This is a genomic window from Sulfobacillus thermosulfidooxidans, from assembly GCF_001280565.1.
Taxonomy (GTDB): Bacteria; Bacillota; Sulfobacillia; order Sulfobacillales; family Sulfobacillaceae; genus Sulfobacillus; species Sulfobacillus thermosulfidooxidans_A.
In genome coordinates this window covers 1908915-1934342 of record NZ_LGRO01000001.1, presented here as the reverse complement: position 1 = coordinate 1934342, position 25428 = coordinate 1908915, and the positions used below count along the sequence as shown (strand labels likewise).

Annotated in this window: 20 protein-coding genes, 1 CRISPR repeat array and 1 riboswitch; of the genes, 10 read left to right on the top strand and 10 right to left on the bottom strand. The window is 47.0% G+C overall.

The features are described 5' to 3' along the window. The first annotated feature begins 476 nt into the window (after positions 1-476). Positions 477-573: riboswitch (guanidine-I (ykkC/yxkD leader) on the top strand. Between the two features lie 79 nt (positions 574-652). The 4 genes from AOA63_RS09560 to AOA63_RS09545 all read left to right on the top strand — a co-directional run bounded on the left by AOA63_RS09560 (position 653) and on the right by AOA63_RS09545 (position 6146). Continuing rightward, positions 653-1372: an urea amidolyase associated protein UAAP1 gene (locus AOA63_RS09560; RefSeq protein WP_053959488.1), complete on the top strand. Its 720-nt coding sequence runs from the start codon at positions 653-655 to the stop codon at positions 1370-1372. A gap of 35 nt (positions 1373-1407) precedes the next feature. Beyond that, entirely contained in the window at positions 1408-2049 is a 642-nt protein-coding gene (locus AOA63_RS09555) for an urea amidolyase associated protein UAAP2 (protein WP_139061550.1), read from the top strand. An 18-nt stretch (positions 2050-2067) separates the two neighbouring features. Then, positions 2068-5688: an urea carboxylase gene (uca, locus tag AOA63_RS09550; RefSeq protein ID WP_053959486.1), complete on the top strand. Its 3621-nt coding sequence runs from the start codon at positions 2068-2070 to the stop codon at positions 5686-5688. 68 nt (positions 5689-5756) lie between these two features. Then, positions 5757-6146, top strand: coding sequence for a gamma-glutamylcyclotransferase family protein (locus tag AOA63_RS09545; RefSeq protein ID WP_053959485.1), 390 nt, complete (start codon positions 5757-5759; stop codon positions 6144-6146). Between the two features lie 195 nt (positions 6147-6341). Here the strand turns inward: AOA63_RS09545 and AOA63_RS09540 are convergent, their stop codons facing one another. The 3 genes from AOA63_RS09540 to AOA63_RS09530 form a co-directional block, all read right to left on the bottom strand. Continuing rightward, entirely contained in the window at positions 6342-7382 is a 1041-nt protein-coding gene (locus tag AOA63_RS09540; protein WP_053959484.1) for a fatty acid desaturase, read from the bottom strand. Between the two features lie 70 nt (positions 7383-7452). Beyond that, complete coding sequence (locus AOA63_RS09535; RefSeq protein WP_053959483.1) at positions 7453-8919, bottom strand: APC family permease; 1467 nt, start codon at positions 8917-8919, stop codon at positions 7453-7455. Between the two features lie 47 nt (positions 8920-8966). After that, a complete protein-coding gene (locus AOA63_RS09530) occupies positions 8967-9824 on the bottom strand; it encodes an MBL fold metallo-hydrolase (protein ID WP_053959482.1) in 858 nt (285 codons plus the stop codon). A 481-nt stretch (positions 9825-10305) separates the two neighbouring features. Between AOA63_RS09530 and AOA63_RS09525 the strand changes: the two genes are divergently transcribed. Further along, positions 10306-10776 carry a GNAT family N-acetyltransferase gene (locus AOA63_RS09525; protein WP_053959481.1) on the top strand — a complete coding sequence of 157 codons (471 nt, stop codon included), beginning with the start codon at positions 10306-10308 and terminating at the stop codon, positions 10774-10776. Between the two features lie 161 nt (positions 10777-10937). After that, positions 10938-11829: a CRISPR direct-repeat array (repeat unit 30 nt; unit sequence GTTTCAATTCCTCATAGGTAGGCTACGAAC). Between the two features lie 166 nt (positions 11830-11995). Here AOA63_RS09525 and AOA63_RS09520 read toward each other — a convergent pair. From AOA63_RS09520 to cmr1, 7 genes are read right to left on the bottom strand one after another with little or no spacing between them, the layout of a single operon-like run. Then, complete coding sequence (locus AOA63_RS09520; protein ID WP_053959480.1) at positions 11996-13096, bottom strand: Card1-like endonuclease domain-containing protein; 1101 nt, start codon at positions 13094-13096, stop codon at positions 11996-11998. Positions 13097-13107: 11 nt separating this feature from the next. Then, positions 13108-14121, bottom strand: a complete 1014-nt coding sequence (gene cmr6, locus AOA63_RS09515; RefSeq protein ID WP_053959479.1) for a type III-B CRISPR module RAMP protein Cmr6 — start codon at positions 14119-14121, stop codon at positions 13108-13110. Further along, positions 14121-14525 carry a type III-B CRISPR module-associated protein Cmr5 gene (gene cmr5 / locus AOA63_RS09510; protein ID WP_053959478.1) on the bottom strand — a complete coding sequence of 135 codons (405 nt, stop codon included), beginning with the start codon at positions 14523-14525 and terminating at the stop codon, positions 14121-14123. Before cmr5 ends, cmr6 begins: the two co-directional genes overlap by 1 nt. Then, positions 14522-15355 carry a type III-B CRISPR module RAMP protein Cmr4 gene (gene cmr4, locus AOA63_RS09505; RefSeq protein ID WP_082344052.1) on the bottom strand — a complete coding sequence of 278 codons (834 nt, stop codon included), beginning with the start codon at positions 15353-15355 and terminating at the stop codon, positions 14522-14524. Before cmr4 ends, cmr5 begins: the two co-directional genes overlap by 4 nt. Before the next feature lie 6 nt (positions 15356-15361). Next, positions 15362-16462 (bottom strand): type III-B CRISPR module-associated Cmr3 family protein, encoded by a 1101-nt coding sequence (locus AOA63_RS09500; RefSeq protein ID WP_053959476.1) that lies wholly within the window; start codon positions 16460-16462, stop codon positions 15362-15364. Then, positions 16455-18248, bottom strand: coding sequence for a Cas10/Cmr2 second palm domain-containing protein (locus tag AOA63_RS09495; protein ID WP_053959475.1), 1794 nt, complete (start codon positions 18246-18248; stop codon positions 16455-16457). The genes AOA63_RS09500 and AOA63_RS09495 overlap by 8 nt, the downstream gene beginning before the upstream one ends. Beyond that, entirely contained in the window at positions 18245-19405 is a 1161-nt protein-coding gene (gene cmr1, locus AOA63_RS09490) for a type III-B CRISPR module RAMP protein Cmr1 (RefSeq protein ID WP_053959474.1), read from the bottom strand. The genes AOA63_RS09495 and cmr1 overlap by 4 nt, the downstream gene beginning before the upstream one ends. A gap of 105 nt (positions 19406-19510) precedes the next feature. Here cmr1 and AOA63_RS09485 point away from each other — a divergent pair, with 105 nt between their 5' ends. From AOA63_RS09485 to cas5, 5 genes are all read left to right on the top strand, one after another. After that, positions 19511-20737, top strand: coding sequence for a TIGR02710 family CRISPR-associated CARF protein (locus AOA63_RS09485; protein ID WP_053959473.1), 1227 nt, complete (start codon positions 19511-19513; stop codon positions 20735-20737). A gap of 92 nt (positions 20738-20829) precedes the next feature. Next, on the top strand, positions 20830-21588 hold the full coding sequence (cas6, locus tag AOA63_RS09480; RefSeq protein WP_053959472.1) for a CRISPR-associated endoribonuclease Cas6: 759 nt from the start codon (positions 20830-20832) through the stop codon (positions 21586-21588). Between the two features lie 29 nt (positions 21589-21617). Further along, a complete protein-coding gene (locus tag AOA63_RS09475) occupies positions 21618-23591 on the top strand; it encodes a TM1802 family CRISPR-associated protein (protein WP_053959471.1) in 1974 nt (657 codons plus the stop codon). 122 nt (positions 23592-23713) lie between these two features. Further along, on the top strand, positions 23714-24679 hold the full coding sequence (locus AOA63_RS09470; protein WP_053959470.1) for a CRISPR-associated protein: 966 nt from the start codon (positions 23714-23716) through the stop codon (positions 24677-24679). Positions 24680-24711: 32 nt separating this feature from the next. After that, the gene (gene cas5 / locus AOA63_RS09465) at positions 24712-25416 is read left to right on the top strand and encodes a CRISPR-associated protein Cas5 (RefSeq protein WP_053959469.1); all 705 of its coding nucleotides are present in this window, start codon (positions 24712-24714) and stop codon (positions 25414-25416) included. The last annotated feature ends 12 nt before the right edge of the window (positions 25417-25428 follow it).

The following is a 25428-nucleotide window of genomic DNA, read 5'->3' as shown; positions in this document are numbered from 1 at the left end:
CGGCATTATTCGGCTTGCACTGTGTGTCGCTCCTGGTAGAAAGCTCTGTCGTTGAGAATGGGTTGTTATGCTGTTGTCGACAGCGACCGGGTGTTGGAGGGCGCACACATTGTTTCGGGACGGTTTTTCTATCGCCTTGAATTAGATTCGACAGGAGTCAAATTTCCGTTTAGAAAAAAGTGTGTTGTAAAGTCAGTGGTTTTCGCTATCGATATCGGTGTCGTAACCCGTGAATTACCCGCACAATTATTCCACTCCGAAGTAATGCTTGCAAGGCCGGGAAGATACTGTCCCGGGATGCCATTTTCCACACAACGGGTGACCAACACGGCTTGAGGTTATTCGATTTCCCGTGATAATAGTCATTCGTGATAACTGGCCAAAAAAACCTGTCATGATTTTTGTTCATCCACCCAAAGATTGCGGAAACATTTTGACAATGGATGAGGGGCATGCTACCATAACCACAAATTTCATCAAAGGTTTGCTAGGGTTCCGCTAGGAATACTAGGACAGGTCCAAGAGCAAACGGCTCGATGTTGAGCTACACGGAAGGATAAAAGCCTGGGAGATTTCATCAAGACAGCGGTCTTGGGAGTCTCCCAGGCTTTTTTGTAAAAGGCCATTATCTTACCACAGGAGGTATCTAGCAATGCAAATCATTTGGAGTAAAACCTTGCGACCCGGGGGCAAATGGTCGGGAATTGTGGGGCGCGGCAGGTTGTTACGCTTTACCGCACTGGAGCCTGGCGCTAATCTCTCGATGCTGCTCTATAATGCCTGGAATCCTTGTGAACGCTACAACATGCCAGACACATTAAAAGCTCAACATACCGCATTTTTGACAATGGGAAACGTGCTTATGAGTGATAATGGGCGGGTGATGGCGAGTATCGTGGCTGATAGCCTAGGATGGCATGATACGATTAGTGGGTATACCTCGCGCCAGGATATCGACCAGAAATATGGTGTTACTCGTTATCAAGACCAACGTAATGACTGGCTTCGCAGCGGTCAAGAGAATTTTGCTGTTGAACTGGTGCGAAATGGTTTGACATTACGGGACTTGGTGCCACCTGTCAATCTTTTTGCCAAAGTTTCGGTGGATGATGATGGCCAGTTGATATTTCATGAGAACCATTGTCCCCAAGGGGGCCAAGTGACTTTACGGACCGATATGGACTTACTGCTCATTTTATCCAATACGCCCAATCCTCTCGATCCCCGGTCCATCTACCCATCGACCTCTATTCAACTCGACATTTTCCCAGCAAATCCTATAGAACCGGATGACATTTGTGTCACGCATTGTCCGGAAAACCAAAGAGCTTTTGAAAATACTTGGGAGTATTATGCTCTACGCAATTCCTAGATAAAAAAGTCTGCGAAGAGGAAAGGATGAGCGAGATGTCTTTGATTGAAAGTCCCCGTAAAGTGGAAGACGCCATTTATGACCGGTTATTGCCTTCAGGAGAAGGATGGACCTACGAATTGCAGCCAGGGCAAGTCTTACGGATTATCGATTTGGAAGGAAACCAAGCAGTCGATACCTTGTTTTATGATGCCGACAATCTTGAAGATCATTACAGCGCGGTGGCTACCATAACCGGTCAGCATAATTTGTATCTGACGACAGGGACAGTCCTTCGTGCCGAGTCGGGCAAGGCGCTTATGCGAATTGTGGCGGATACCTGCGGACGTCATGATACGATCGGTGGGGCCTGTTCCGCTCAAAGTAATGGGGTGCGTTATGATCGTTCGCTCGAATGGATGCATAATTGTCGAGATACCTTTATGTTGCAGCTATCGCGCTATGATGACCGCTTACAAAAACGTGATTTAGCGCCAAATATCAACTTTTTCATGAATGTTCCCGTGGCCCCAGACGGATCATTAGAATTTGCTGATGGCATTTCGGCCCCCGGCCGTTATGTGGAACTGGAGTCGCTTGCACATACCCTCGTCTTAATCAGCAATTGTCCTCAGCTGAATAATCCCTGCAACGCGTATAATCCCACGCCAATTCGTTTGGTGATTTGGGAAAATTAATTCGAATTGAGGGAGAGTATGTTTAACAAAGTGCTTATTGCCAACCGTGGGGCCATTGCCGTTCGTATTGCCCGGACATTGAAAAAGATGGGCATCCTGTCGGTGGCCGTGTATACCACTGCTGATGAGGACAGTTTGCACGTCGATGCCGCGGATGAAGCGGTTTGCATTGGCGAAGGTCCGGCCCCGGACAGTTATTTAAATGCGCGCTTAATTCTGGATACAGCCCTGTCCATGGGTGTGGACGCCGTGCATCCCGGATACGGATTTCTTAGCGAAAATGCCGAGTTTGCCCAACAATGTCTCGAGAAGGGCATTGCTTTTATTGGACCCTCTCCGGAACATATCGCCATGTTTGGCCAAAAACATACGGCGCGGGCCATTGCCGAACAAGCTGGTGTTCCTACCGTGCCCGGTTCAGCATTATTAGAGAACTTGGACCAAGCACTTGAAGTGGCACGGGGGATTGGATATCCGGTGATGTTAAAGGCAACGGCCGGAGGTGGCGGTATTGGCATGCAGATCTGCCACGATCAGCAAGAACTCACTGGGGCATTTGAGTCGATTAGCCGGGTTGCGGCCCTCCACTTTCACAACGGCGGGGTATTTCTGGAGAAATATATTCCCCAAGCACGTCATATTGAAGTGCAAATTTTTGGGCAAGCAACAGGTGAGATTCTCACTTTAGGTCAAAGAGACTGTTCACTGCAGCGCCGCAATCAAAAAGTCGTCGAAGAAAGTCCTGCGCCTGGCTTGTCTTCTGAAATACGTGAGAAGATGGAACGCGCAGCCAAACGGTTAGCCGAAATCGTCCAGTACCGCAATGCGGGAACAGTCGAATTCATTTACGATGTGAATTCAACCCAGTTCTATTTTCTAGAAGTCAATACTCGGCTTCAAGTGGAACACGGGATTACGGAAGAAATTTTTGGAATCGATTTAGTGGAATGGCAGGTGCGAGAAGCTGCGGGGGAAGTGATTGACGGATTCTCTTCAGATTTATCACCCATGGGTCATAGTCTCGAAGTCCGGATTTACGCGGAAGATCCCGGCAATCAATTTCGTCCCAGCACAGGGCTAATAGACACCGTGTCGTTCCCGGATTTTGCCAGAATTGAGACATGGGTTCGCCAAGGCATAGTGATTTCTCCCTATTATGATCCCATGTTAGCGAAAATCATCGTGCATGGCCAAACTCGCGATGAAGCGCTTGAGAAAATGCGAATGGCCTTGGACCACACGCGTTTCTATGGGGTCGCTACAAACCGTCATTATTTAAGATCGTTATTGGAACACACTGCAGTCACTGACGGAAATGTGTTTACTCAGTTTCTTGCAGATTTTAATCCGGCGGAACCTGCTTTGGAGGTCTTAGATCCCGGTTTGCAAACCACGGTTCAGGATTGGCCTGGGCGTCTAGGATATTGGCAGGTGGGAGTCCCTCCCAGTGGTCCCATGGATGCCTTGTCTTTTCGCTTGGGCAATTTGTTGTTGGGGAATGATGAGGGCGCTTTGGGGCTCGAAATGACTTTACGGGGCGGCACTTACCGCTTCCGTGATGATATCTGGTTTTGTGTCACCGGCGCGCCCATGAATCCCGTTCTTGATGGACAGCCCATTCCCTTATACCATCCCATTATGGCCAAAAGGGGACAGGTGTTGCAGCTTGGAGAAGCGGCGAGAGGCATGCGGACCTATCTTACGGTAGCAGGGGGATTCGATATCCCCAAAACTTTAGGGAGCGGATCTACCTTCACTTTAGGAGGATTTGGCGGGCATAGTGGTCGTGCTTTACAAGTCGGCGATGTTCTTGGAATATGCTCCCCGGCTATGACGCGGCCCTTTCGCGGCACCCTGCCCTCTACGAAACAACCCCCCATAAGCCATCATTGGATGATTGGGGTCATACCCGGCCCCCATTGTTCTACCGAGTTTCTTCAGCCCAGCTACCTGCCTCAACTTGTGCAGACGACATGGGAAGTGCATTTCAACAGTTCCCGCACAGGGGTTCGCCTCATTGGTCCGCCGCCGTCGTGGGCCCGCCAGGATGGCGGCGACGCCGGTCTTCACCCCTCTAATATTCATGATAACGCGTATGCCATTGGCACATTGGACCTGACTGGCGATATGCCGATTCTTTTAGGACCTGATGGTCCGAGTCTTGGCGGGTTTGTTTGTCCCGTGACGACGGCCACGGCGGAATTATGGAAAATAGGGCAACTGCGTCCGGGTGACACCGTCTCCTTTCGGCTCTTAAGCATAGAAGAAGCGGAACAGTGCTTGGCGCAGCAAGAAGAATTTCTTCACCACCTCCTAGAAGATGATAAGGGGGAGTTACCCGCCTGTCTTTTTGCTGAGTCAGGGCACTTAGCCAATATTCCCAACTACCCGTTGCTTGACCACCGTCCGATGTCTTCACCCTTTGCGGTGACGATTCGGGCGGATGGTGATCAATATCTTTTAGTCGAATATGGACCCATGGAATTAGATTTACGATTACGCTTTCAGGTTCATGCATTAATGACGGCGCTGCAAAACATGAACGATTTGCCTATCATTGATCTGACTCCTGGGATTCGTTCACTCCATATCCATTTTGATCCCCGGCGAATCACGCTTCGCACAATGGTGGATCGTGTACGTCAAGTCAATGACCAGCTGCCTCCGTTGGAATCCATATCCGTGCCCTCGCGCATTGTTCGCTTACCGTTATCGTGGGACGATCCCGCAACTCAACTAGCCATAAAACGTTACCAACAGAATGTGAGACCAGACGCCCCCTGGTGTCCGAGCAATTTGGAGTTTATCCGCCGGATTAACGGTCTTGACTCGATTGACGATGTCAAAAACATTGTCTTTTCAGCCACCTACCTGGTTTTAGGTCTGGGCGACGTTTATCTCGGAGCACCCGTGGCAACGCCGGTAGATCCCCGACACCGCCTGATTACCACCAAATACAACCCGGCTCGCACATGGACACCCGAAAATGCGGTAGGGATTGGGGGCGCCTATTTATGTGTCTATGGCATGGAGGGACCTGGCGGTTATCAATTTGTTGGGCGGACAGTACAAATGTGGAATAAATGGCGTACCACCCAAAGTTTTCAACCGGGCCAGCCGTGGTTGCTTCGCTTTTTCGATCAAATTCAATTTTATCCGGTATCGGCCGAAGAACTCCTGCAACTGCGGCAGGATTTTCTCCGGGGACGGTTTGAGGTAGAAATCCAGGACACGGTATTTGACTTGGGCAGATACTTGCACGAACTCGAGCATATCAAGATGAGTGTGGATCGGTTTCGACGCTGTCAACAGCAGGCATTTCAAGCCGAAAGGGAACGTTGGGGTGCCTTGGGCTTAGCCGAATATGTCTCGGGAGATGCGGCAGCCCCGTCCATCGAACCAGAATATCAGATCAAGGGAACTCCTGTTACGAGCTCCTTGCCAGGCAGTGTGTGGAAAGTCTTGGTTCAGGCGGATGAAGAGGTTAGTGAGGGACAGACGCTGGTCGTGTTGGAAAGCATGAAAATGGAATTTGCCATTGTCGCCCCGAACCGTGGGGTCGTGGCCGCGATTTGTGTGAAACCCGGAGAACAAGTGCGGCCTGGTCAATTACTGGTCGACCTAGTGAGTGACGAGTGAATCCCGAGAAAGGACCGAAAAGATTCGACAAATTCGCAACATGAACGGATCAGAAGGAGGAAAACCCCATGAAAATTTTCGTCAATGGAGAGCTTATGCGCGGTCTCTCCATGCATGAGATGATGCAAGGAGCAGACTATATTACAGATGCGTTAACCGCTCCTATTTACCGGTTATTTTCCATTGATGATCAATATCCCGCCATGGTGATGGCCCAACCTTTCGAAGAGGGTTACTCGGTACCTGGCGAAATTTATGAAATTCCAGATACCCTGTGGCCGCAAATCCTGGCTAATGAGCGGAAGCTTGGGCTATATCCCGGACCGATTTGGCTCAGTGATGGTCATGCTATGCGCGGAATTTTGTCGGTGAGAGAACTATGCGAAGGTTACCAAGATATTTCATCGTATGGGGGATGGCGAGCCTACCGGGAACGTTTGGAGACGGGTAATAAATAGGAAAGAATGGAAGGACCCAAGAGAGTAAAAGGTTAGGGAATCGTAAAGCACATGAAGCACATGCTTGCCGTTCTCCTGGTCCGTTGGGGTTTAACCTGGGAGCCTGTTGTACCAATCAAGGCGGTGGCCGCTATTTGCCACCGCCTTCATCGGCATGATGCTGAGATAAGCATCCAGGATACAAAGACGAGAGAGCTATAACACGGTGAGAAACGAGACACCCACAGCCCCCACAAATCCGGTTTCCAAATTCCCGTAATCAGAGGTGACGGTGCGAGCGACGCGGTAGCGGTGGTACCAGATCACCTGTTGGCGGAACGAGAGAATTTGGGACGGTTTTGTCTCTTTCATATACTGATGGTCATGATATTGGCGTAATCGGTGCCACGGCATACTGGGCATGGCATGATGAACATTATGGTAAACAAAATTTAGTACGAGCAGATTCAAAACGGGCCACTTTTGTGACAGCAAATTGGTATAGGTATTCTCTTCTTCGTAGGTTTTACTGCGCGCAGGGATGTCAGGTGGGGGCGTACCCGGCGCCGCCACAATGGGTTCGTAGGTATGCTGAAATGCGTCGATAAAGCGCAGCACAGTGATAAATAGGAGCGTAGCGAGGACATAACCGAAAGCAGCGGGCCAATACCACCATAGAACGCCAAACCACAACCCTCCCCGGATTATGAGAGTGGTTAATACACGGTAGCGGTGGGGCAAGCGCTGTGTAAATGGTTGAATGACCATAACCGCGCGCATGAGCATCTCGACGGCCGGAAAATACGCCCATTCTAACAACATTACCATCTTGGCAAGCCACAAATGTTTTTGGAGCCATGCGCGAAAATCAAAGGAGATGACGTCCGCTTTTTGAAAATGGTGAGCCAGATGTTTCTTTTCGGCCCGGGGAAGATAGGATAAGCAGCCGCCATTAATCCAACTGATTATCGCCATCATGCGAGCGTTCGTGGATTGGGAGCGAAATATGGTATGATGCACCAACTCGTGAAAGAAATATGCGGAGATAATCATGCTGTGGGCCAATAGCAAAATTCCCAGAATAAAGAGTCCCACGTGTCGTGAAAACAGGAAGAGCCAACCACCAAAGTAGCCCGCAAAAATATAAATTAAGGCCGCCACATTGGGGACAATGCCGTCAGTATAGCGAAAAACTTTATGAAAAGGCCCAAATAGCTGAATTTTTGTGGATGGGGAACTTGTTTGTGGAAATGCCATGAGCGTCTATCTCCTTAATCGCAATTCACCGCAAAGAATATGTGTGAGGGAATAACAGGGAAACTCCCTGTTATTCCGCTTCGACTTCGATTTTTTCCTCCTCAAAATCTGGCACTGGTTCCGGATGGTCACTGCTGAAGTGAAGCAAGACGGCTTCACTTAAAGGCTGGCTCCGTTTGCGCAAATGATATCCGTAGTGAAAATAGGCGAGAACAAGAGAGCCAATCATGATAATGGGAGCGTACACGGCCGGCACAATGGGGGGATAGAAGGTAAAGAATACACCGAAGGCGATTAAGACTAAAGAGAGGGCGGGCAATATGCCAAAGGCGATGACGTGATAACGGGCACTACGGTCATAGAATTTCAATAAACCGACATTGCCCAACGCGTGACCGAGAAACTCTCCCATCGTAGCAATGAGGATTAAGACCAAGAAGGCGTTTGAGAGTCCCAAAATACTCTCGGCTAAGAGTCCTGCGAGAACGGCCACAGCGCCTACGGTTAATACAGCTGCATAGGGCGTTTGATATTTGGGATGGATTCGGCCAAGAAACTTGGGCCACAAATCACTGTGGGCAAAGGTCAGGGTGATGCGGGTCACAACGATTGTGCTGGCGACATTCATCCCGATAAGACTGTTCAGAACGAAAAGGACAAAGAGTAATTCAGCTTTTAATCCTAAATAATGTTGGACGATAAGAAGCCCCGGAATGCTGGATTGCGCAAATTGGCTCATGTGCAAGTAACCCCAACCGACCGTTAGAGAATAGGAGACAATAATAAACATCAAGACAACGAGGCCCGAAGCCAAGTACAAAGCGGCTCGAATGGTTCGGTGAGCCGTTTTCGCTTCGGCTCCCAAATAGACGGCGGCAGTGGAACCCGACATGCCGAAGGATGCGACGAGGGCGCCCACTGCTAATCCACTAATCCCATGAGCAGCCAGAGCTGGGTGATAAACGGCTGCGGTATTGACGGTGTGCGGGGAAAAGATAATGACCGCACTTAAAATCAGTAACATGACCATTTCCACTAAGGCCGTAATCACGCCATAATTCAGGGATGAACGGACGCCGAGATAGGTCAAAACTGTGGAAGGTATGACAAACAAGATGGTAAAGACATAGGCCATGCCGGCAGGCATATTCCAACCCAGTTGAGGTCCTACCGACTGGACTAATAAGGAGAAAAAGACAATATTGGTAGCCAAGAGCGCAGCATAATAGACGACATAGGCCACACCGGCCAAGTAGCCCCAGCGCCCTCCCATACTCCGGCCTACGAAATATGCCATACCTCCGGCGCCAGCGAGTTTCTTGGAAAATTGATAGGGGGTATTGATCCACAAAAACACCATGAGGCCACCTAATAAATAAGCCAACGGCAAAGCGCCTAAAGCATATCCTGCGGCGGCCGTCAAAGCGGCAACCATCGAGGCCAAGGGACCATTTGAAATCAGTCCTTGTGCTAAGACATGCCAAAAATTCACCGCGTTACGCGGTAACGAAGAGGGGTGGGGATCAGAACGAGTCATAAAAATTCCTCCTTAATGGCTTACTCAGTGTTTTCCAATCCATCTTTCTAACGTTCGGGGATCGATGACAGGTTTAGAGAGTGATGATATTCGGCCCACATCGTTTTGAGATTTCGTTCATGTGCTGATTTGAGTCCTAGCGGTATAGGACGACCTTGATAGGACAGGGAATTTGCTTCCGCTAGCACATCGGACCATATGTCATCTTGGTGCTGAGCTGTTTCGACAAGGTGGAATAACTCGTCAATATAGGCATGCGCTGAATCAATTCGTGTCAAGATTTCGTTTGTACAAGCCGGCGGTCCATGTTGGGACAATAAGGTCGTAATAGACGAGTCGTGGACTAATTCGGTGATCAACTGGAGTGTCTTGTTGTAATCTGACACTGAGGCATTAATAAAAGGGAATTCAAGGCTTGATAAATAGTCGCCAACGCACAGAACGTTCTTATAAATAAAGCTCATGCTGTCATCGGTGTGCCCAGGAGTATGGAAGAAGTGAAACGGACCCAGTGTTTCTTGGTGCTGCATAGCGTAGAGAGTGTTCACGACGGGAAACTTTCCTTGTTCCCAAGGCCTGTCAACATAGAATTCGGTGTCGAACTTTTCAAGTTGCCGGATAGCTCGTTGTTCATTGCTCTTGTCCCACATGCTAGACGTCACGACCGCATATCCCGGAAAATATGGAACTCCGGCAATGTGGTCAAAATGGGAATGGGTGAGAATGAGGAGGCGACTTCGCGACGAATTTTCATACGGTTGTAAAAAGTTGCGAATAGATGCGATTTCACCAGGAAAAAATCCTGGATCCACGATCACAAGATAATCGTCGTCGATGATTACAACGCTATTAAGTTGTTGCACCACACTGGTAAATATGAACACATGATCTGTGATTTGCTTCACATAGTTCCTCCTGTTCACGTTGATGAGGTGCATACATCACTCATGGTGTTTGGATTGACGAGGCGTTGAAAAATAACAAGTTGATCAATTATCAGTCGTTGGCTTTATGGGTTTCGTATCATATCTCACGCAAAATGATTAAAACAAAACAAATAACTAAGAAGTTATGGCAGAAAAATGTTAGAAATATCACGATATGTAATATTAAAATGACATTAAAGACAACATCTACGTAAGAAATTATACTAATCGATGTGAAGTTTGGCGTTGTGTATTCTCACAAAATAATCCAGAAAAATTGTATAAATATCATCCCTAATCATTTTGGAGAACAGTTAGAACAGAGTAGGCTCTCGTGGCGTGCTGGATACTGGGTACTGTTCGAAGAAAGCAGGAAGAATGGATAGATCTGACGAATGACATAGAGACTTAAAGATTCTGCAGAGAAACCACGCCATGACAAAGGGGTATAAACGGCGATATGAAAGTATTTGCGCGGGTGAAGAATCCTTTTATCATATCAACAGATCCAGCCTTGTTGGACAAAGAAACCGTATTTTCATATCTCCATAATGAAGCATATTGGTCTGTAGGATTGCCTCGGGATATTTTTGAGAAAAGCCTGCGGCATTCTTTATGTTTTGGTATTTACCAGGATAGTCAACAAGTGGGATTTGCACGGGTTATTTCAGATTTTGCGACATTCGCTTATTTATGTGATGTGTTTGTTTTAGCACCATATAGAGGTCAAGGACTGGGTAAATGGCTAATAGAATCGATTATGGATCACCCGGATTTGCAAGGATTAAGACGTTTCTATTTGGTGACGCGTGATGCTCATGGGCTTTACCAACATTATGGATTTGCCCCTTTGGCCGATTGTGGTCGGCATATGGAAAAGGTTGTTCCAGCGGCAATTCTCTATAAAATTAGTGATATTCAAGATGAATAATTTACATGTCTTTTCTGTTGTGTTAATTCTGTAAGAACGGATTGCCGCTTTCGATAAGCGAGAGGTAAATGAAAACCTACCGGATGACGGTGAGCAGGTTATTCCTCATAGGTAGGCTTCGAACTTGTTCCGCAGGACAAAATTGGGACAGTTTCCATAGCGTTTCAATTCCTCATAGGTAGGCTACGAACGTCAAAAATTCGAGCGCGGCAAGGATCTCCTCGTCGGGTTTCAATTCCTCATAGGTAGGCTACGAACATATAAATATAGTCGTACCCACTCCCATTATGTGCCGTTTCAATTCCTCATAGGTAGGCTACGAACTAAACCTTCTGTTGACGTGATGGTTACCATTTATATGTTTCAATTCCTCATAGGTAGGCTACGAACGAACGAATCTCAGCACCGCTATCCAAAAGGTGCTGTGTTTCAATTCCTCATAGGTAGGCTACGAACATCGAAACATCACCCGCCGCAGAAACCTGGAACGCAGTTTCAATTCCTCATAGGTAGGCTACGAACTTCCATACAGTTTCGCGTTAAACTGTATGGTTATGAGTTTCAATTCCTCATAGGTAGGCTACGAACTTGCAATTCTCGTTTAGAGAATAAATGTTTTCTATGTTTCAATTCCTCATAGGTAGGCTACGAACTGGGCCATGGCGCTTGTTGGGTTGGTGGTTGCGTTGTTTCAATTCCTCATAGGTAGGCTACGAACAAATACGCATGGCATTTTTTCGCGTATAGAATGAAGGAGTTTCAATTCCTCATAGGTAGGCTACGAACTCAGCACCCTGACAAGTTTCAACCAACAAGTTTCAGTTTCAATTCCTCATAGGTAGGCTACGAACGCAGGAATTTTTTTAAATTTTACCTATCTCAAATAAGATAGGGTTTCAATTCCTCATAGGTAGGCTACGAACTAGTGACTATTACGAAGTTACTGAGGACTACCCTGTTTCAATTCCTCATAGGTAGGCTACGAACCGCGCATGGGCTCCGGCTCTCGGCACTTTAGTGGAAGTTTCAATTCCTCATAGGTAGGCTACGAACCCATTTTGCGGCTCTAATACAAGGTTGTCAATAAAAGATATTATGGAATATATTGGGAATAACAAACGTAAAAATCCCGAAACCCTTTCAGGACGAGCGTTTCGGGATTTCACGTGGTGTCGTCGATCCCCGGGGGTTTTTGCGCTACTGACGATCGACGACAAAATTACGCATTAATCCACTTTATTAATTGGTGATGCAATTGTGACGGCTGATCGCTGACGTAGATGCTGTTGTTCAAGCATCGTTTTTTGGCCGCTTGAGTCAAGGGATAGTATGATGCGAACATTGACTTGCCTTTAATACCTGCGACCCGGTTTGTTACTGAATCGATTTTGTAGATCGTTTCCATCGGATTAATCTTTCCGTCAGCCGTAAAATGCCGGGTCTTACACTCAATGACATGAAGTTTGTTATGATATAAAAACACGACATCAAGCTCGTTGCTTACGCTGTCATTGCTTATTTCAATATTTTTCGTGAGATTTTTGATTGGATATTGGGCTGAGATTTGTCTAAGAAGCGAATACACATAATGTTCAAACCATCCTCCATTGATAAATTGTCTGGCTTGGTCCGATGTAAACTGGAAACCCGCGTTCTTTGCTTCGGCTGGTTTGATAAGGTTTGCTTTTAAAAGGAGATCTTGTAGTTCACCTGTTTGTAAGGTGAATATTGGTTGTTGTTGTGCCGCAATCCAATTCAGACGACCCAGTTGATTTTGCCATTTGGTCGAATTTTGAGCGAATAAATCTTCTACTTCGCGCCATGTTTTCGGCAGGTTGTCTTGTCGATTGATATTATCGGCTTTAAAACCGTAGCAAGCGAGATATTGTTTCACGGTTAACGGATCGCCTAAGCGTTCAGATTCACCATTATGAAGGTACAGAATTCTTTGACTATCGGAATCCACATATATGATGGGCCGGTGGTTGTGGCGAAAGCGGTCAAACGCCGCTAACGCCATGATTTTTGTGCCGCCAGTAACATTCAAAATAGCATTCGGGAATTGCTCAAGAATCTCATCGCAGATCCTCTGTGTTTGAGCATATTGGTAAGGGTGGACCTGTTTTTCAATAATCTCCGTCGGAACCGATTCGGTTGCTTGCCTGAACCTTTGAACTCTCTCTTTGTTGTTGGGAGTATAGAGGAGAATAACTCGCTGCGGCGGTGCTTGAATCACCGGGATTACATTAGGCAGCAGATGATCGGATAGCAAGCAGACATAAGTATCATGGATAATAAATAGATCGTCTAAGCGTGCCATCCCTATACCTCTCATAGGACCTTTTTAATGCGGGCAATCTTCTGCTGGTTCTTTTTGTTTTTGGGTTTATTCCACTCTTGATTTTTGTTTTTCAGGTACCAATCTTTCAGCTTCTGTGCAATAAGTATTCGGTCGTCTTCGGGTAACGTAACATCTTCCATTTTGTCTAACCATTTCTGGGTTAGCGCTTGCATAAACCGATCCGAATTGTCATGGTATCCATCGGCCAATAATTCTTGTTCCACTGGACTTAGTGATTGCATCTGTTCGGCTTGACGTTTTTGCGCTAGCGTCTCCTCAAATTCTCTGATTAAACGCTGCTCTTCAGCCTGGATTCGGCGAAACCGGCCAAAGGCGACAGCCGTTTTGGCGCCAAGACCAGCCCACGTGAGTGTCTCTTCGAGCCATTCTTCAATCCTATTTAAATGTTCGCTAGGCGCAACAATGGAAAAGAGGAAACGTTGGCCCTTTGGTACCGTGAGGAAAGGGATAGGTGTGGGACTAAACCAGTCACCCGGGCTTTCTTGCTTTTGATAATAAGGAGCATAGTGAGGAGTCATAATCTCTCCACGTAATGTGACAGAGCCAAGAGGAATTGCGTCGAATATGGTGAATCGTTCGGTGATGTCATAGTGGTTTTCGAAATATTGCCGATTACTGGCCTTTAAGGCACCCTTAATAGAACTTCCTGGAATAAATGGAAGACCTGAGAGATAGTCCCAGACCATGCCGTTTTCAACGGGATGTGTGCGGCCAAGCCCTGTGACAAAAGGAGACAAGGTTTCGAAGACCCAAAAGCGTCCGCCCAAGCTTTGAATCATTTGTACTCGGCGACTCACAAATTCGTGGACGATATCCCTGTCGTTAAAACGAAACGATTCCGCTTGTTCAATCCATTCCTTTTTTTTAAAGGACCATAGGTTATCTTCTGACCATTGATTACAAAATTTGTCATACCACAACCCAAAATTGGCTTGGGAAGTGGGGGCATTGGGGATGTCTTTGTGAGGGTACATGGGAATCATTAGTCGACATCTCCTTCTTCTCCCAATAAGTACGCTGCCGCAAACTTTTTAAGCCAGACAAGATAGGCCATTGCTTCCATTTGGGCGAGGCGGTAAGCCGTGCTGTCATGATGGGTGATGGCATCCATAACGTTTGAGGTCCCTGAATAAGGAGCGAGTGGATGGGAACGGCACAGCCATTGTTCGATGTGCTGATAGAGAACATAATGAGCATCGTTTGTAGTCCCTTTGGCGGCGGATAACAAGGTTGCCAGAGCTTGGCCAAGACCATTGGACAAAATGGATGCGGGTAATCCTTTGACATAGGATTTGTACCGTCCTTGCCATGCTTCCGGTTGATTTATGAGGTTCTTAATTTGTGTTAATGCGTGCTGAGCCCTGTCTTGTTCTATCGTCAAGATCATGAGAGTTCCTCCTTGGACTGATTCTTCCATGGGTTTTGAATACAATAGCCTTGACCAATCGATGCATTGCCACCTAATTGAATATAGGGAGATGCTGAAATCTGTTCGATGAACGGTGTAAGTGAATCATTCTCGACTGCTAAGGCCAAATAATAGAGCAACGTGTCAGCGGGCAAGGTTTCTTCATACCACAAATTTTGGCTTATTTTATTATTATCAAGTTGGTTTCGGGCATTAACAGGAAGACCATACTGGGCGAAATAGCCAAAATCTTTATCATGAATAATAGCGAGCTGATCGGCAAGGCGAGCGCGGGCGCTGTGATGAGCCATGAGGGGTGCTATATCCTGTGCAATCTCTTTCAATTCCGGATGATTGTGGACGGTAAAGGCAAACTCTTCTAAAAATAGAGTGCTGTTTTCGGATAAGCCCGCGATGATTACCTGTGATGAGGACACGCCAGGCACGGACCATGACACTTTACGGCCTGACAGTAACAAATCACGTTGAAACCGTTCTAGAAGGTAAGGGCAGGTAATCCAGACAAAAGCATGTTGGAGGGAACGAACAGGTAACAGGAGTAATCGCCCATCCGTAATACTCACGTGTCCTACTTCATCGCGTTTTCCAAAAAGATTGTCAACACGTTCTCCTTTCCCCCAAATAGACTCAAAATAGTCGCGCAAGGAGCCCTTTAGACTCGAACCGACAATCACGGGATATCCCGTCGACCGTTCTCGTTGAACCGGAAGATCGATAGCCCCGGCACTTTGACTAGCCCCGGGATGCATGGCAGTTTCCGTTAACAGTCCTATCATTTGTGATTGCATAATCAATCATTCCTCCCATTGTCCAAAGATGATATGACCAAATCCATATTCCCCTTCAAGACCAATATGGTGATCATGAAGGAGTTTGAGAGTATCCCACATCTCGGGTGTTAAGCGATAAAACCAGAGGCTTCCCGCCGGAATAAAAGGGCGCAGAGGTCTTGGCATATGCCTCTTCAAATCCCAGCCACCTCGCATCGTAATGCGCCCAGTCACAGCCGAAAGACAGGGATCGGGAAAAGGTCCATGCCGTAGTACGTGACCAGGATTTTCAAACAGTCCCGGTGTGAGTAACAAGGCGAAGACCCGGACATAACCGTCACGGCTGGGCTGAACGTTTAAGGGCGGTATGGGAATAGCGTTCTTAGACAAGGAGACTCGGGCAAAGCGGCGTTCTCCTCCTAATGGGAAGGCGCGAATGCATTCTTGCCATTCCCACGGAATACCGTGAACGCTAATGCCGATAGCAACGCCCTTCTCTAGTCTGACATGAGTGCTCTGATAGAGGAGTCCGGGTTCTGCCGTTTGGCTCTGATCGCTTATAGTGAGACCTGTGCGAATTTCCAACTTCCACAAGCACTCAACAGGCACAATAGTAGTATCGGGGGGAACTTGGCCTTGAAGACACAGGGCGAGGCCTTCTTCGCTAATATAAGCGTCTCCAATATCTGACACTTTGTCCTCGTCAGAAATTCTGGCGTCCACAATGGGCAGAGCAGATACTCCCAAATCACTTTCAACTAAAGGCCCGGGTTTAAGATAGACAAGATTGTTTTGGTATATCGTTTTCTTTTGATGGCTTATCCTCATCAGGTGACGAGGAACGGGAAAAAGCCACTGCCCATCTTTTTGTAAGAACACGCCTTCTAAAGACATTTCCCCCAAATTATCAGGGGTACCCAATATTTCGGGCCATTTGTCATCTCGCCCCGGCTGCCATCCTTGAGCTCTGGCAATGGCGGTGCGGATCGCTCCTTGGAGCGTACTCATGTGTGGGGGGAAGAGCACATCTCCCGTAAGGACTTGCTGCCCCAAATCATAGGGAGTGCCTTGGCGAAAAAACAACGTATCGATTGGTTCAATGCTCCATGTAACCGTATTAGGCATCTAATCGCATCCTTTTGGAAAGAAAATGGATCAAATACAAGAGGTCCTGAAAGCGTGATTCGTCCGTCTTCCCGTGGTAGCCGTGAAAAAGGTCCAAGATTGTCCGGCTTATGGTGTCGGGAGATTCCTCGGTTTGATCTGGAATTTCTCGTTCACGGGTACGCGTGAGTTCATAAGCGAATAGGTGTTCCCAAAAATCATCGTCCATGAAGTTTTGAGAACCCAATTTAGATTCTGTTTCGCTGATTTTAAAAAGAAACTGTGAAGACATTCTTTTTTGCACTTGAGTCGCTAGATATTCCAAACGGTTGAGAGATGAGAACTGTAACACATCCCATTTAGTGGCCCAGGTGCTGCTTGGCCCGCCTGATGTCATCACCGCCAAGGCGAGGGAATCCCTCCCGTTTTCATCCTTGGCGATATGATCTAACACATAATGGGCATAATGAATCAGTTCCGTTAAGGGGGCATGATAATAGCCATAGACAATAGCTGCCGAAATTGTGCCCATGCCCTTCATGACGCGGGCATAATGTTCTCTTAAGGCCACACTGGCAGTTAAGGAGTTTTCAACAGGAAAAAGGGCGAGGACATCATCACCGCCGGCATAAATGAGTTCGCCTTCATGATTTTGGACGATTTCTGGGACACGTTCTGTAAATTCCTTTAATGCCGCACTGACATCGCGTGGAGGAAATGTCCTGAGTAAGCGCCCCAAATGGTCTCCATCCATCAGTAAAATTGCGAAATATGTGTCGGGTGATGATTTAAATTCTTTCAGCTTATTGGCTAAATGTGCACGAAGGGTTCGACTGTCGTTGTCATCCCATAGCCTGTCATTTAACAACGTATTGGGGTACCAACTATTGGCATCCATCTTCATAAAGGATTTGAGCGACGGCTGTTCTTGAGCCAATTGTTCCCATGATGCGGGTAAAACCTTATTGCGTCTGACCAATGGCTTCCCTTCGCGAGCATATGCTTCACATACTGCCGGTTGAGATTTGCACTGCTTGTATACCCAGGTAGCTGCAGCTAAATCGACCGTAGAGCGGTATGACAAAGGAACCGACCAGCCGATAGCCTCTTTAGCAATGTAAGGGAACAAACGCTTAACCAAGGCAATTGCTGACAACTCTTCGCCTTCTTGAAGGTCGAGTATGCCGACATGGCGCGAAATAGTCTGTCGTAATGCGTGCCAAAATGTTTCCCGGGCTTGAGGGTTTGTCACGTGACCGGAGATTTCTTGCCACTGTGGCATCATGGAACATTTTCGTCCCCCTTGGACCGGATACGTCTGACTGCGCCAGTTTTTACGGCGATCCAAGAGATCAGGTTCTTCGCCTATGACCCAGGTGATTTCCCAAAAGTTAGTGATTTGCTCGGTCCAAATGGTTTGGGTATCCTGTCCCAAATTGCTGACGGGTTCAATAAAATGCGTCCAGACCGTGTTAGCCAATGTATTCCATTGATTATGAATCGCTTCCAAACACCACAAAGGTTGAAAGGAATCAGGAACTAGGGCCACGAAACGGTTGGGAAGAGAACCGATATAAGGACCCGTTTCAACGTGGTCATGGATAGACCGCAACAAGGGATCAGAGATATTCGCCGAAAAATCCGTAACAATGGGAAATTCGATTTCGCTACCATGGGATATGATGGCATTCATTGCATGCCCTGTGAGATAGGACAAGAGGAAAGACCCGGCCCACAAATCCCGTGTGCGGCGTGCTTGACTAACAAATGACTGTACGGGACCCAAACTGAAATGTAAGCGTTTCATGGCCAAATACACCTCGCTTCGGGAAAACGTGATGTTTGGGCTTTAGCGACTTTACCGGTAATAAATTCGTTAATGACCGGATAGTCCTGTTCGATCGATCCGGGAACGGAAATGTCGGTGCTGTTCTTAACACGAATACCAATTTTAGGCTCAGCGCCGGGGAGAAATTTTGCAGGAAATACCGACGCCAATACGACATATTCTTCAGGTGTCAATTGGTGGAGGTGAAGCATTAAAGGGCTGGCCCGGCGGTCTCCCGCTCCCCGAGGTGTTACCATGAGCTGCCCTCCGGAACTAAACCAGTAATTATGGGGCAAACCAAAAATGCTACGCCGCGGAGCCTGTTTAACCGGTTCGTGGTTAAGTGCCTGTTGCATGAGATCATGATCGTCGCGAAAGTTTTTTTCTGCGGGAATTGAGCCGACCTTGCCATTTCGACCAAAGCTTCGGTACATCTGAAATTGTCTCCCAACCTCATCCCATAGTTTGAAAACATGGGAACCGTGAGCCAAGAAATAAATTGCCGTTTGGCTTCCAAAAGCGGTGTAAGTCAGTACACTGTTCGCAGGATTGGGAGAAGGCAGAATATCTTGCAATGTACGGGTCAAATCCGTGAGAGTCTTAGGCGATTCCCACAGGACTTTGCCTTGGTGTTTGATGTTAACGATGCTGAGACTCCCAAAACCCCGGCGGCTTCTTCGGCCCATGCCGCCAATTAACCCTAAAATTTTGAACGCATTGATTAATAAGGGATCAAAATCTGTTTTGGACAGGAGGCGGATGGTAAAGTGCCACGGAACTTTGATGTAGGGAGGGATAGGTTGTTTGTCATTCTGCGGCAGAAGACCGTACCCCAAATATTGAATTCCCTTATAGGGTTCAAAGGGTTTAGAGGATTCCTCCACAACGAATCCCTCATCCTCTGAAGGTAAAAAAAGAACAGACGAGTTTTGTTTGGTAGAGCCAAAGAGGTCCGCCTCGCGATTGTGAAGCGTGGCTATATCATGTCCATATAGAGGATAAGCCAATGCCCGCCACCAAAATCTGATTAATCCCTTTATCGACATTTCTCTTATACGCATATATTTTTTTTCCGTCTTAAAACCTTCTAAGAAGGCGGGTGTGACAAGCTGATAAGTGACTTCGAGTGTTTGCATTATGGTCACTCCTAATCTAATCGACAATATTATTCAATATTCTCCAAGATATGGTAGAATTCCTTCCAAAGATTTAAAGAAATATTCGAAAAAGAAGGGATTATATTGCGCGTCCTATTAGTCACCGTAGGCGGATCTCCGGAACCCATTCGGTCTACATGGAACCATCTTCATCCGGACAAAACATATTTTATTTGCTCGGAGGATGACCCCTATTCAAAACATAAGGGGTCATATGTCGAAGTAGGTAATGGACAAGATGGAAAATTGGCGGCTTCTTTAGGATTGAGCCCAGAGCAATTTGAGGTCATTCAGGTTCCTGCGGATCGACCAGATCAGGCTTACGGGATCCTTCATAACCTCATTGACAATATCTATCAACGCACGCCAGAAGCCCAAATTGCGGTCGATTACACCGGCGGCACCAAATCTATGTCGGCCTCTCTCTTTGCAGCGGCTGTGGAGTATCGGGAGATCGACATCTATATGGTCACAGGAACTCGGGCAGACTTTGAAAAGGTACGGCATGGAACTCATTATCCACGACAAGTCGCAGCGAATACGGTGCGTTTTGAGCGAGAATTTCGGCTGGCACTACAGTTCTGGGAAAGTTATGACTACGAGGCGGCGGCGAAAAGGCTTCAACAGCTTATTGCAGGACGGCAACCGGAACCAAACGTTTATCAGGCTCAACAGGTGAGCAGAGCTTTAAGTCTATGGGACCGGTTTCAATATGAACAAGCATATGAATGCTTACGATTCTATGCTGGCAGTATTCCATTTGTTTCACAATATACCGAACAGGTGCATTTTCTATTAGAAACTGAAAGGCCGGTGCGGCGTGATTATTTACGAATTTGGGATCTCTGGTTTAACGCCTTAAGACGGGCAGAACGGGGACGGTATGATGACGGCGTCGCTCGCCTTTACCGTCTCGTGGAAGCAACGGCCCAGTGGCAGCTTCAACACAGTTATCATATTGATACGAGTCAGGTTCAGCCCGCACAGCTGCCTTCGGGATTTCGACACGATGTCGGCACAGAGCCTGTAAAAATGGGACTGTTCGAGGCTTGGCGTTTGCTGCGTGAGATTGATACGGGACCTCTTTCGAAATGGTTTATACAAGAAGAATCTCATTTGCGACAATATTTAAATATCCGAAATGATTCGTATCTAGCACATGGCCATCAGCCTGTCTCAGAGGAAGAATGGAAGAAATGGCGGGAGTGGTTGGAAAACTCTTTTCTTCCCGCGTTCCATGAACAGGGTCAACAACACGGTATTAAGAAAATTCCTCGGCAATTGCCTACTGCTTGGTTAGAAAAAGTTTAAAAGTAACTGGCAGGAAGAAGGATTTTTGGCAAATAATGACGAACACTGATGGTGTTTCGTATTTTGTGGTGACAGGGATGTGATGTCTGGCCGTGCGCGTGACCTTAGAACTTGATTCAAAATTTATCCATCATAACACCTTGGTACTTCCCTATCATTATGTGGAATGGGTTCAGGCTGCTATTTACAATAGTATGCAACAGAATGTGGCGCAAGCGGTACATGACATGGGGTTTCCTGTGGATGGGAGACCTTTGCGATTGTTTGCCTTTTCACGAATACAAGGCCGATTTCGCGTAAACAAAGAAACCATCGCTTTTACTTATCCCGTACGTCTCGTGATTGCCTCTCCACTGAAACTATTGATTCAACAATTTGTGAACGCATTGGTCTCAGCTCATGAATTTCACATTGGTCCAGAGACGTGTCGTCTTGCATCCGTTTCTGTCGATGATATAGATATTCAGACATCCCATATTCGGGTACGTACCCTTTCCCCGATTACAGTGCATAGCACGATGACGAAAGCGGATGGCCGACCTTATACGGTGTATTATCATCCCAAAGAGCATGAGTTTGAAGAGCAGGTGTTACAAAATTTGCTGCGCAAATATATTGCGGTGACGGGGTCGCCGTTTTTGCTCGATAAGACATCGCCGCCTTTTCGTCTACGCCTCAAAAACGAAGCAAAATTAAACATTGTTCAGTATAAGAAAACCATTATTAAGGGATATAGTGGGCTGTTCGATATTGAAGGTCCTCCAGCCCTGTTACAAATAGGCTGGGATGCAGGGTTCGGTGATCGCAATTCTCAAGGGTTCGGTCTTGTCGAGATGGCCCATACCCATTAGGTGTGAGTGAGGAGGGATGCGGCATTCTAGTGGAATCGTTAGTGCGCTTAGGGCGTCCATTCATTGATGGTGCAGTCGATGCAGCATTATTATTGCGGCAATTAACGGATATCACTGGCCGGGGACGCGATTTTTATCAGCAAGTTTTTGTGGTAGAAATTCATCCGGATGATGTCTATGTCCACCCATATCGTCAATGGGGCGAAAAAATCCAACAAGGGAAAAAAGAGGAATTCATACCCGACCTCTCTCTAGCTGTGGCAGCACCGGTGCTGATCGCGACCGGCGGAAATCCCAAAGTGGCCCAAGGCCGTTATGGAGTTCCTGCATTTCCCTATTTTGATCACAACCAACTCGATAGTGTCGACCGGGCCCAAAGCTTTCTTAAAAGCCGCCTGGACAAAACATTTAATGGAGAACAGTATGTTCCAATGATTTCTCCCATTGCTGAGAAATTAGCCAAGGCTGTTGCCGAAGCTCCCGAATCCAAAGGCTTAGTCCTTCTTTGTGATCTTCGTAGTGATGGAAGTGCCTTTTCCTGCGAAGATCCGGCTGATGATGACAATATGATATCCATTGGTACCTGTTATTCAGGAACAAATCGCATATGGGCTGATTTGGAGTGGATATTAGATAAGTTGTGGTGGGCGAAACTCGAAGAAGGGGCCGAGTATGGTCGTTCTTCGGAAGCTCTCTGCTCATTTTGTCACGATACTGGCGAAGTCGTATCCCTGTATTCCAAAGCGTGGCCCTGGTATAGCATTACCTGGACAGCTCCCATTTCGAGTGAGCTCGATAAACATGCATTACATGAAGAGGTCGCACTCTGTCAACATTGCTATGCGGCCTTATCTTACGGCGGTAAACTCTTTGCAGATTTGTCGAGTTTCCTTCCTCCCCAAATCTTACAAGAGGCCTTTAAAGGCAATGTTCAATCGAAAAGTAAATCCACACCCCCACCTGTTCGAGGGGCAGCATTTGTTTTGCCTGTGCTGGACTATATGATGGAGGATAGAGAGTTTCTCGACTCCTTTCTCTCCGGATTGCGGAAAATGCGCGAACGAGTTCCGGGTTCTGGATCGGATCGCCTTTTGGATCAAGTTGTGGGATTTGATGCGTTGCTGCCGGAAGAGTTTGCTAAAGACGCTTATCGTTTGACCTTAATTTATTATACTCAGGAGAATGCTGATGTTCAGTTATGGGCTGTGATTGAAGATGTCTTACCGTCAGCGCTGGCGATATTACATGATGAGGTTCATTTGGAATTGAAATCTTATGCCGATCAATTGGAAGTCCCTTATGTCTTGCGAATTCCCGCTTTGTTGGCTCGAGCCTATGGGTCGGGATATCTCTGGCAAAGTCTTACTCACGTTATGCGGCTTGAATCTCCGGGACGTGAACGATTTATTCACCGGGTCGCCCAAGATCTGCAAGACGCGGCCAAATCCGCCTTGCACGGAGGAAACTTTTGGGTGTTACAAGACACTGCCAAGTTCTATCTGATCTTTTCCCGATTTTTATACGTTCTTGATACTATGGGCGATTCTCATGCTTCGAAAGGAGGACAATTTGTGCGAACATGGCAAGAATTGCAAGCAATGGCCAATGGCGATCCAGAAAATATGCATTTTGATGACAATGTGGAAGATTTAGGTTATGTCATGGGACATCTGGTCAAACGATTTTCGCAACAATTTTACAACACGACAAAAAAGGAGTATCTCTCTTCACGGATAATGACTTTTGGGACGGATTTAACCCCTGATGTTGCCGGCTTGAAGGCGTTAGGAAAAATTGAGGAATTATCATTGAAACTCAACATTCATTTGCCTCAACAATTTCGCCAACGTGTTGGTGCCACTCTCAACGAATTCCTTCGGCAAATTGATACGGTACGCAAAGAACGTGATGCTTTCATGGCTGCTTTTTGGGCGGGATATGCTCTATATGATTTGGGACGTCCTCCAAAAGAAGAGAAGATTTCCGAGGCGGCAACCCTATAATTTGATGGTCTATCCGCCCGCAAGCACTCATGAGCGTGATAATTTGTTGACAGGTTGTCGATGACGGATCGAGCATGGTGGTTATCAATGACGTCTAATGACTAAGGAGGAATTTAATTTATATGGACGCAGTACGAAGTGGAGAATTGTTATTTATTAAGACAGTGAAAGATGGGATTCCTAATCGGGATCCTCTCGCAGACAGTGACGCCCGCCGCCTGTTCGGTGAGGACGATGGACGTATCTCGTTATCTGATGTGAGTGTCAAGCGAGATGTAAGGGATTTTGTGCTGGCCAAGTATCCGGACGGGGGCGATGCTAAAGATAAGTTTGTTTTTGTTCACGAAGAGCGGACCCCAGAGGGGAAATTGCTAGGCCGGGGCAGTTTGGTCGAGAAGATTTTTGAACAAGCGGGGATTACTGTCAAGGACTTGAAGAGCAGCGAAGAAAAAAGAAGGGCGCTGTGTGAACATGCCTACGATGTTCGTCTATTTGGCGCTGTCTATTCCGTATCTAAAGAAAGTTTTCATCTTACCGGTCCTGTGCAGTTTGGCTGGGCCCATTCTTTACACCCTGTTGAAACCCAATATGTGCAAGGAACTGTGGTCATGCCGTCAAAAGACACCACGAGTAAAGAAGACGGTAGTGAAGAAGGAAATACCCAAGGTACAATTTGGACGACATGGTATCTGCCTTTTGCCATGTTTGCCATGCCGGCTGTAATCAATGCCACCATAGCGAAAGAAACAGGGATGCGCGGGGACGATGTGGAGCTTATGTTAGAAGCCTTATGGAAAGGAACCTTATACCGCCAAGCCCGAGGCCGAGGATTTCAGCAACCGCAACTATTGGTTCATATAGAATATACAGATCCCTTTTTTCGAATTGGATACCTCGATGAAACTGTGCGGGCCGATATAGGATCCGGAACGAAAATTCCAACGGCACTCCAAGATATCACTTTAGATGTTACGGGATTGAATGATCGGATAAGCCGTTATATGGATCGTATAGCTCGCATCCGGGTGTGGAAAAATCCGGATCTCAAAATGATAGGGACATTAGATGCTGAAGAATTAAGTTTTTAAGGGATACCACGGAGAAAGATGGGTTAACAACCATGAAATTGTTGATTTTTGATTTACATGCGGCACTGGCGCATTTTAGGAGGCCAGACACCACATCGACCCATGCCACATACCCATTTATCCCCCGAACGGCGTTGCGAGGACTTTTGGCATCGGTCATGGGATTAGAGATGTGGCCAGAAGAGGGCTGGACGGGTCTGGAGTTGCTCCGCCCAGTCCAGACACGGGTTCAACAATTGTCTCTACTAGGGAAAGGATTTTTAGAATCGGGTACTATGTTTAATCGGCCAACCACAGTGGAACTTATTGTGAATCCGTCTTATCGAGTGTATTACACTGGCACCATGGTGGAGGAGTTGGCGGACCGCATTGCACGGCGTCAAGCCACCTACCATACCTATTTAGGCTCGGCGTTTGCCTTGAGCGTTCCCGAATTTGTGGATCTTGTCGACACCGAGATTATCGCCTCCACGGATTTTTCTGATCCGGTTCCGGTAAAAGGCATTGTGCCCGCTCACTGTATCAGGAATTTTGTGCCGGAAGGTTCCAGGCGCTTTGCGCGGGCTGGAGGTATGTTATATCAGGCATTACCCGGCCGCCGTTTTCACGGTTCCATAAACTTTATTTATGAGGCGTTGAACCAGCCATTTCGCATTGAAGTGCAAGACACGAAAGAACCTGGACCTGTGTATTTTGCCCAACCGGATGAAAGTGTCCCGTACATCGCATTATGGTAATTATGGTAAATG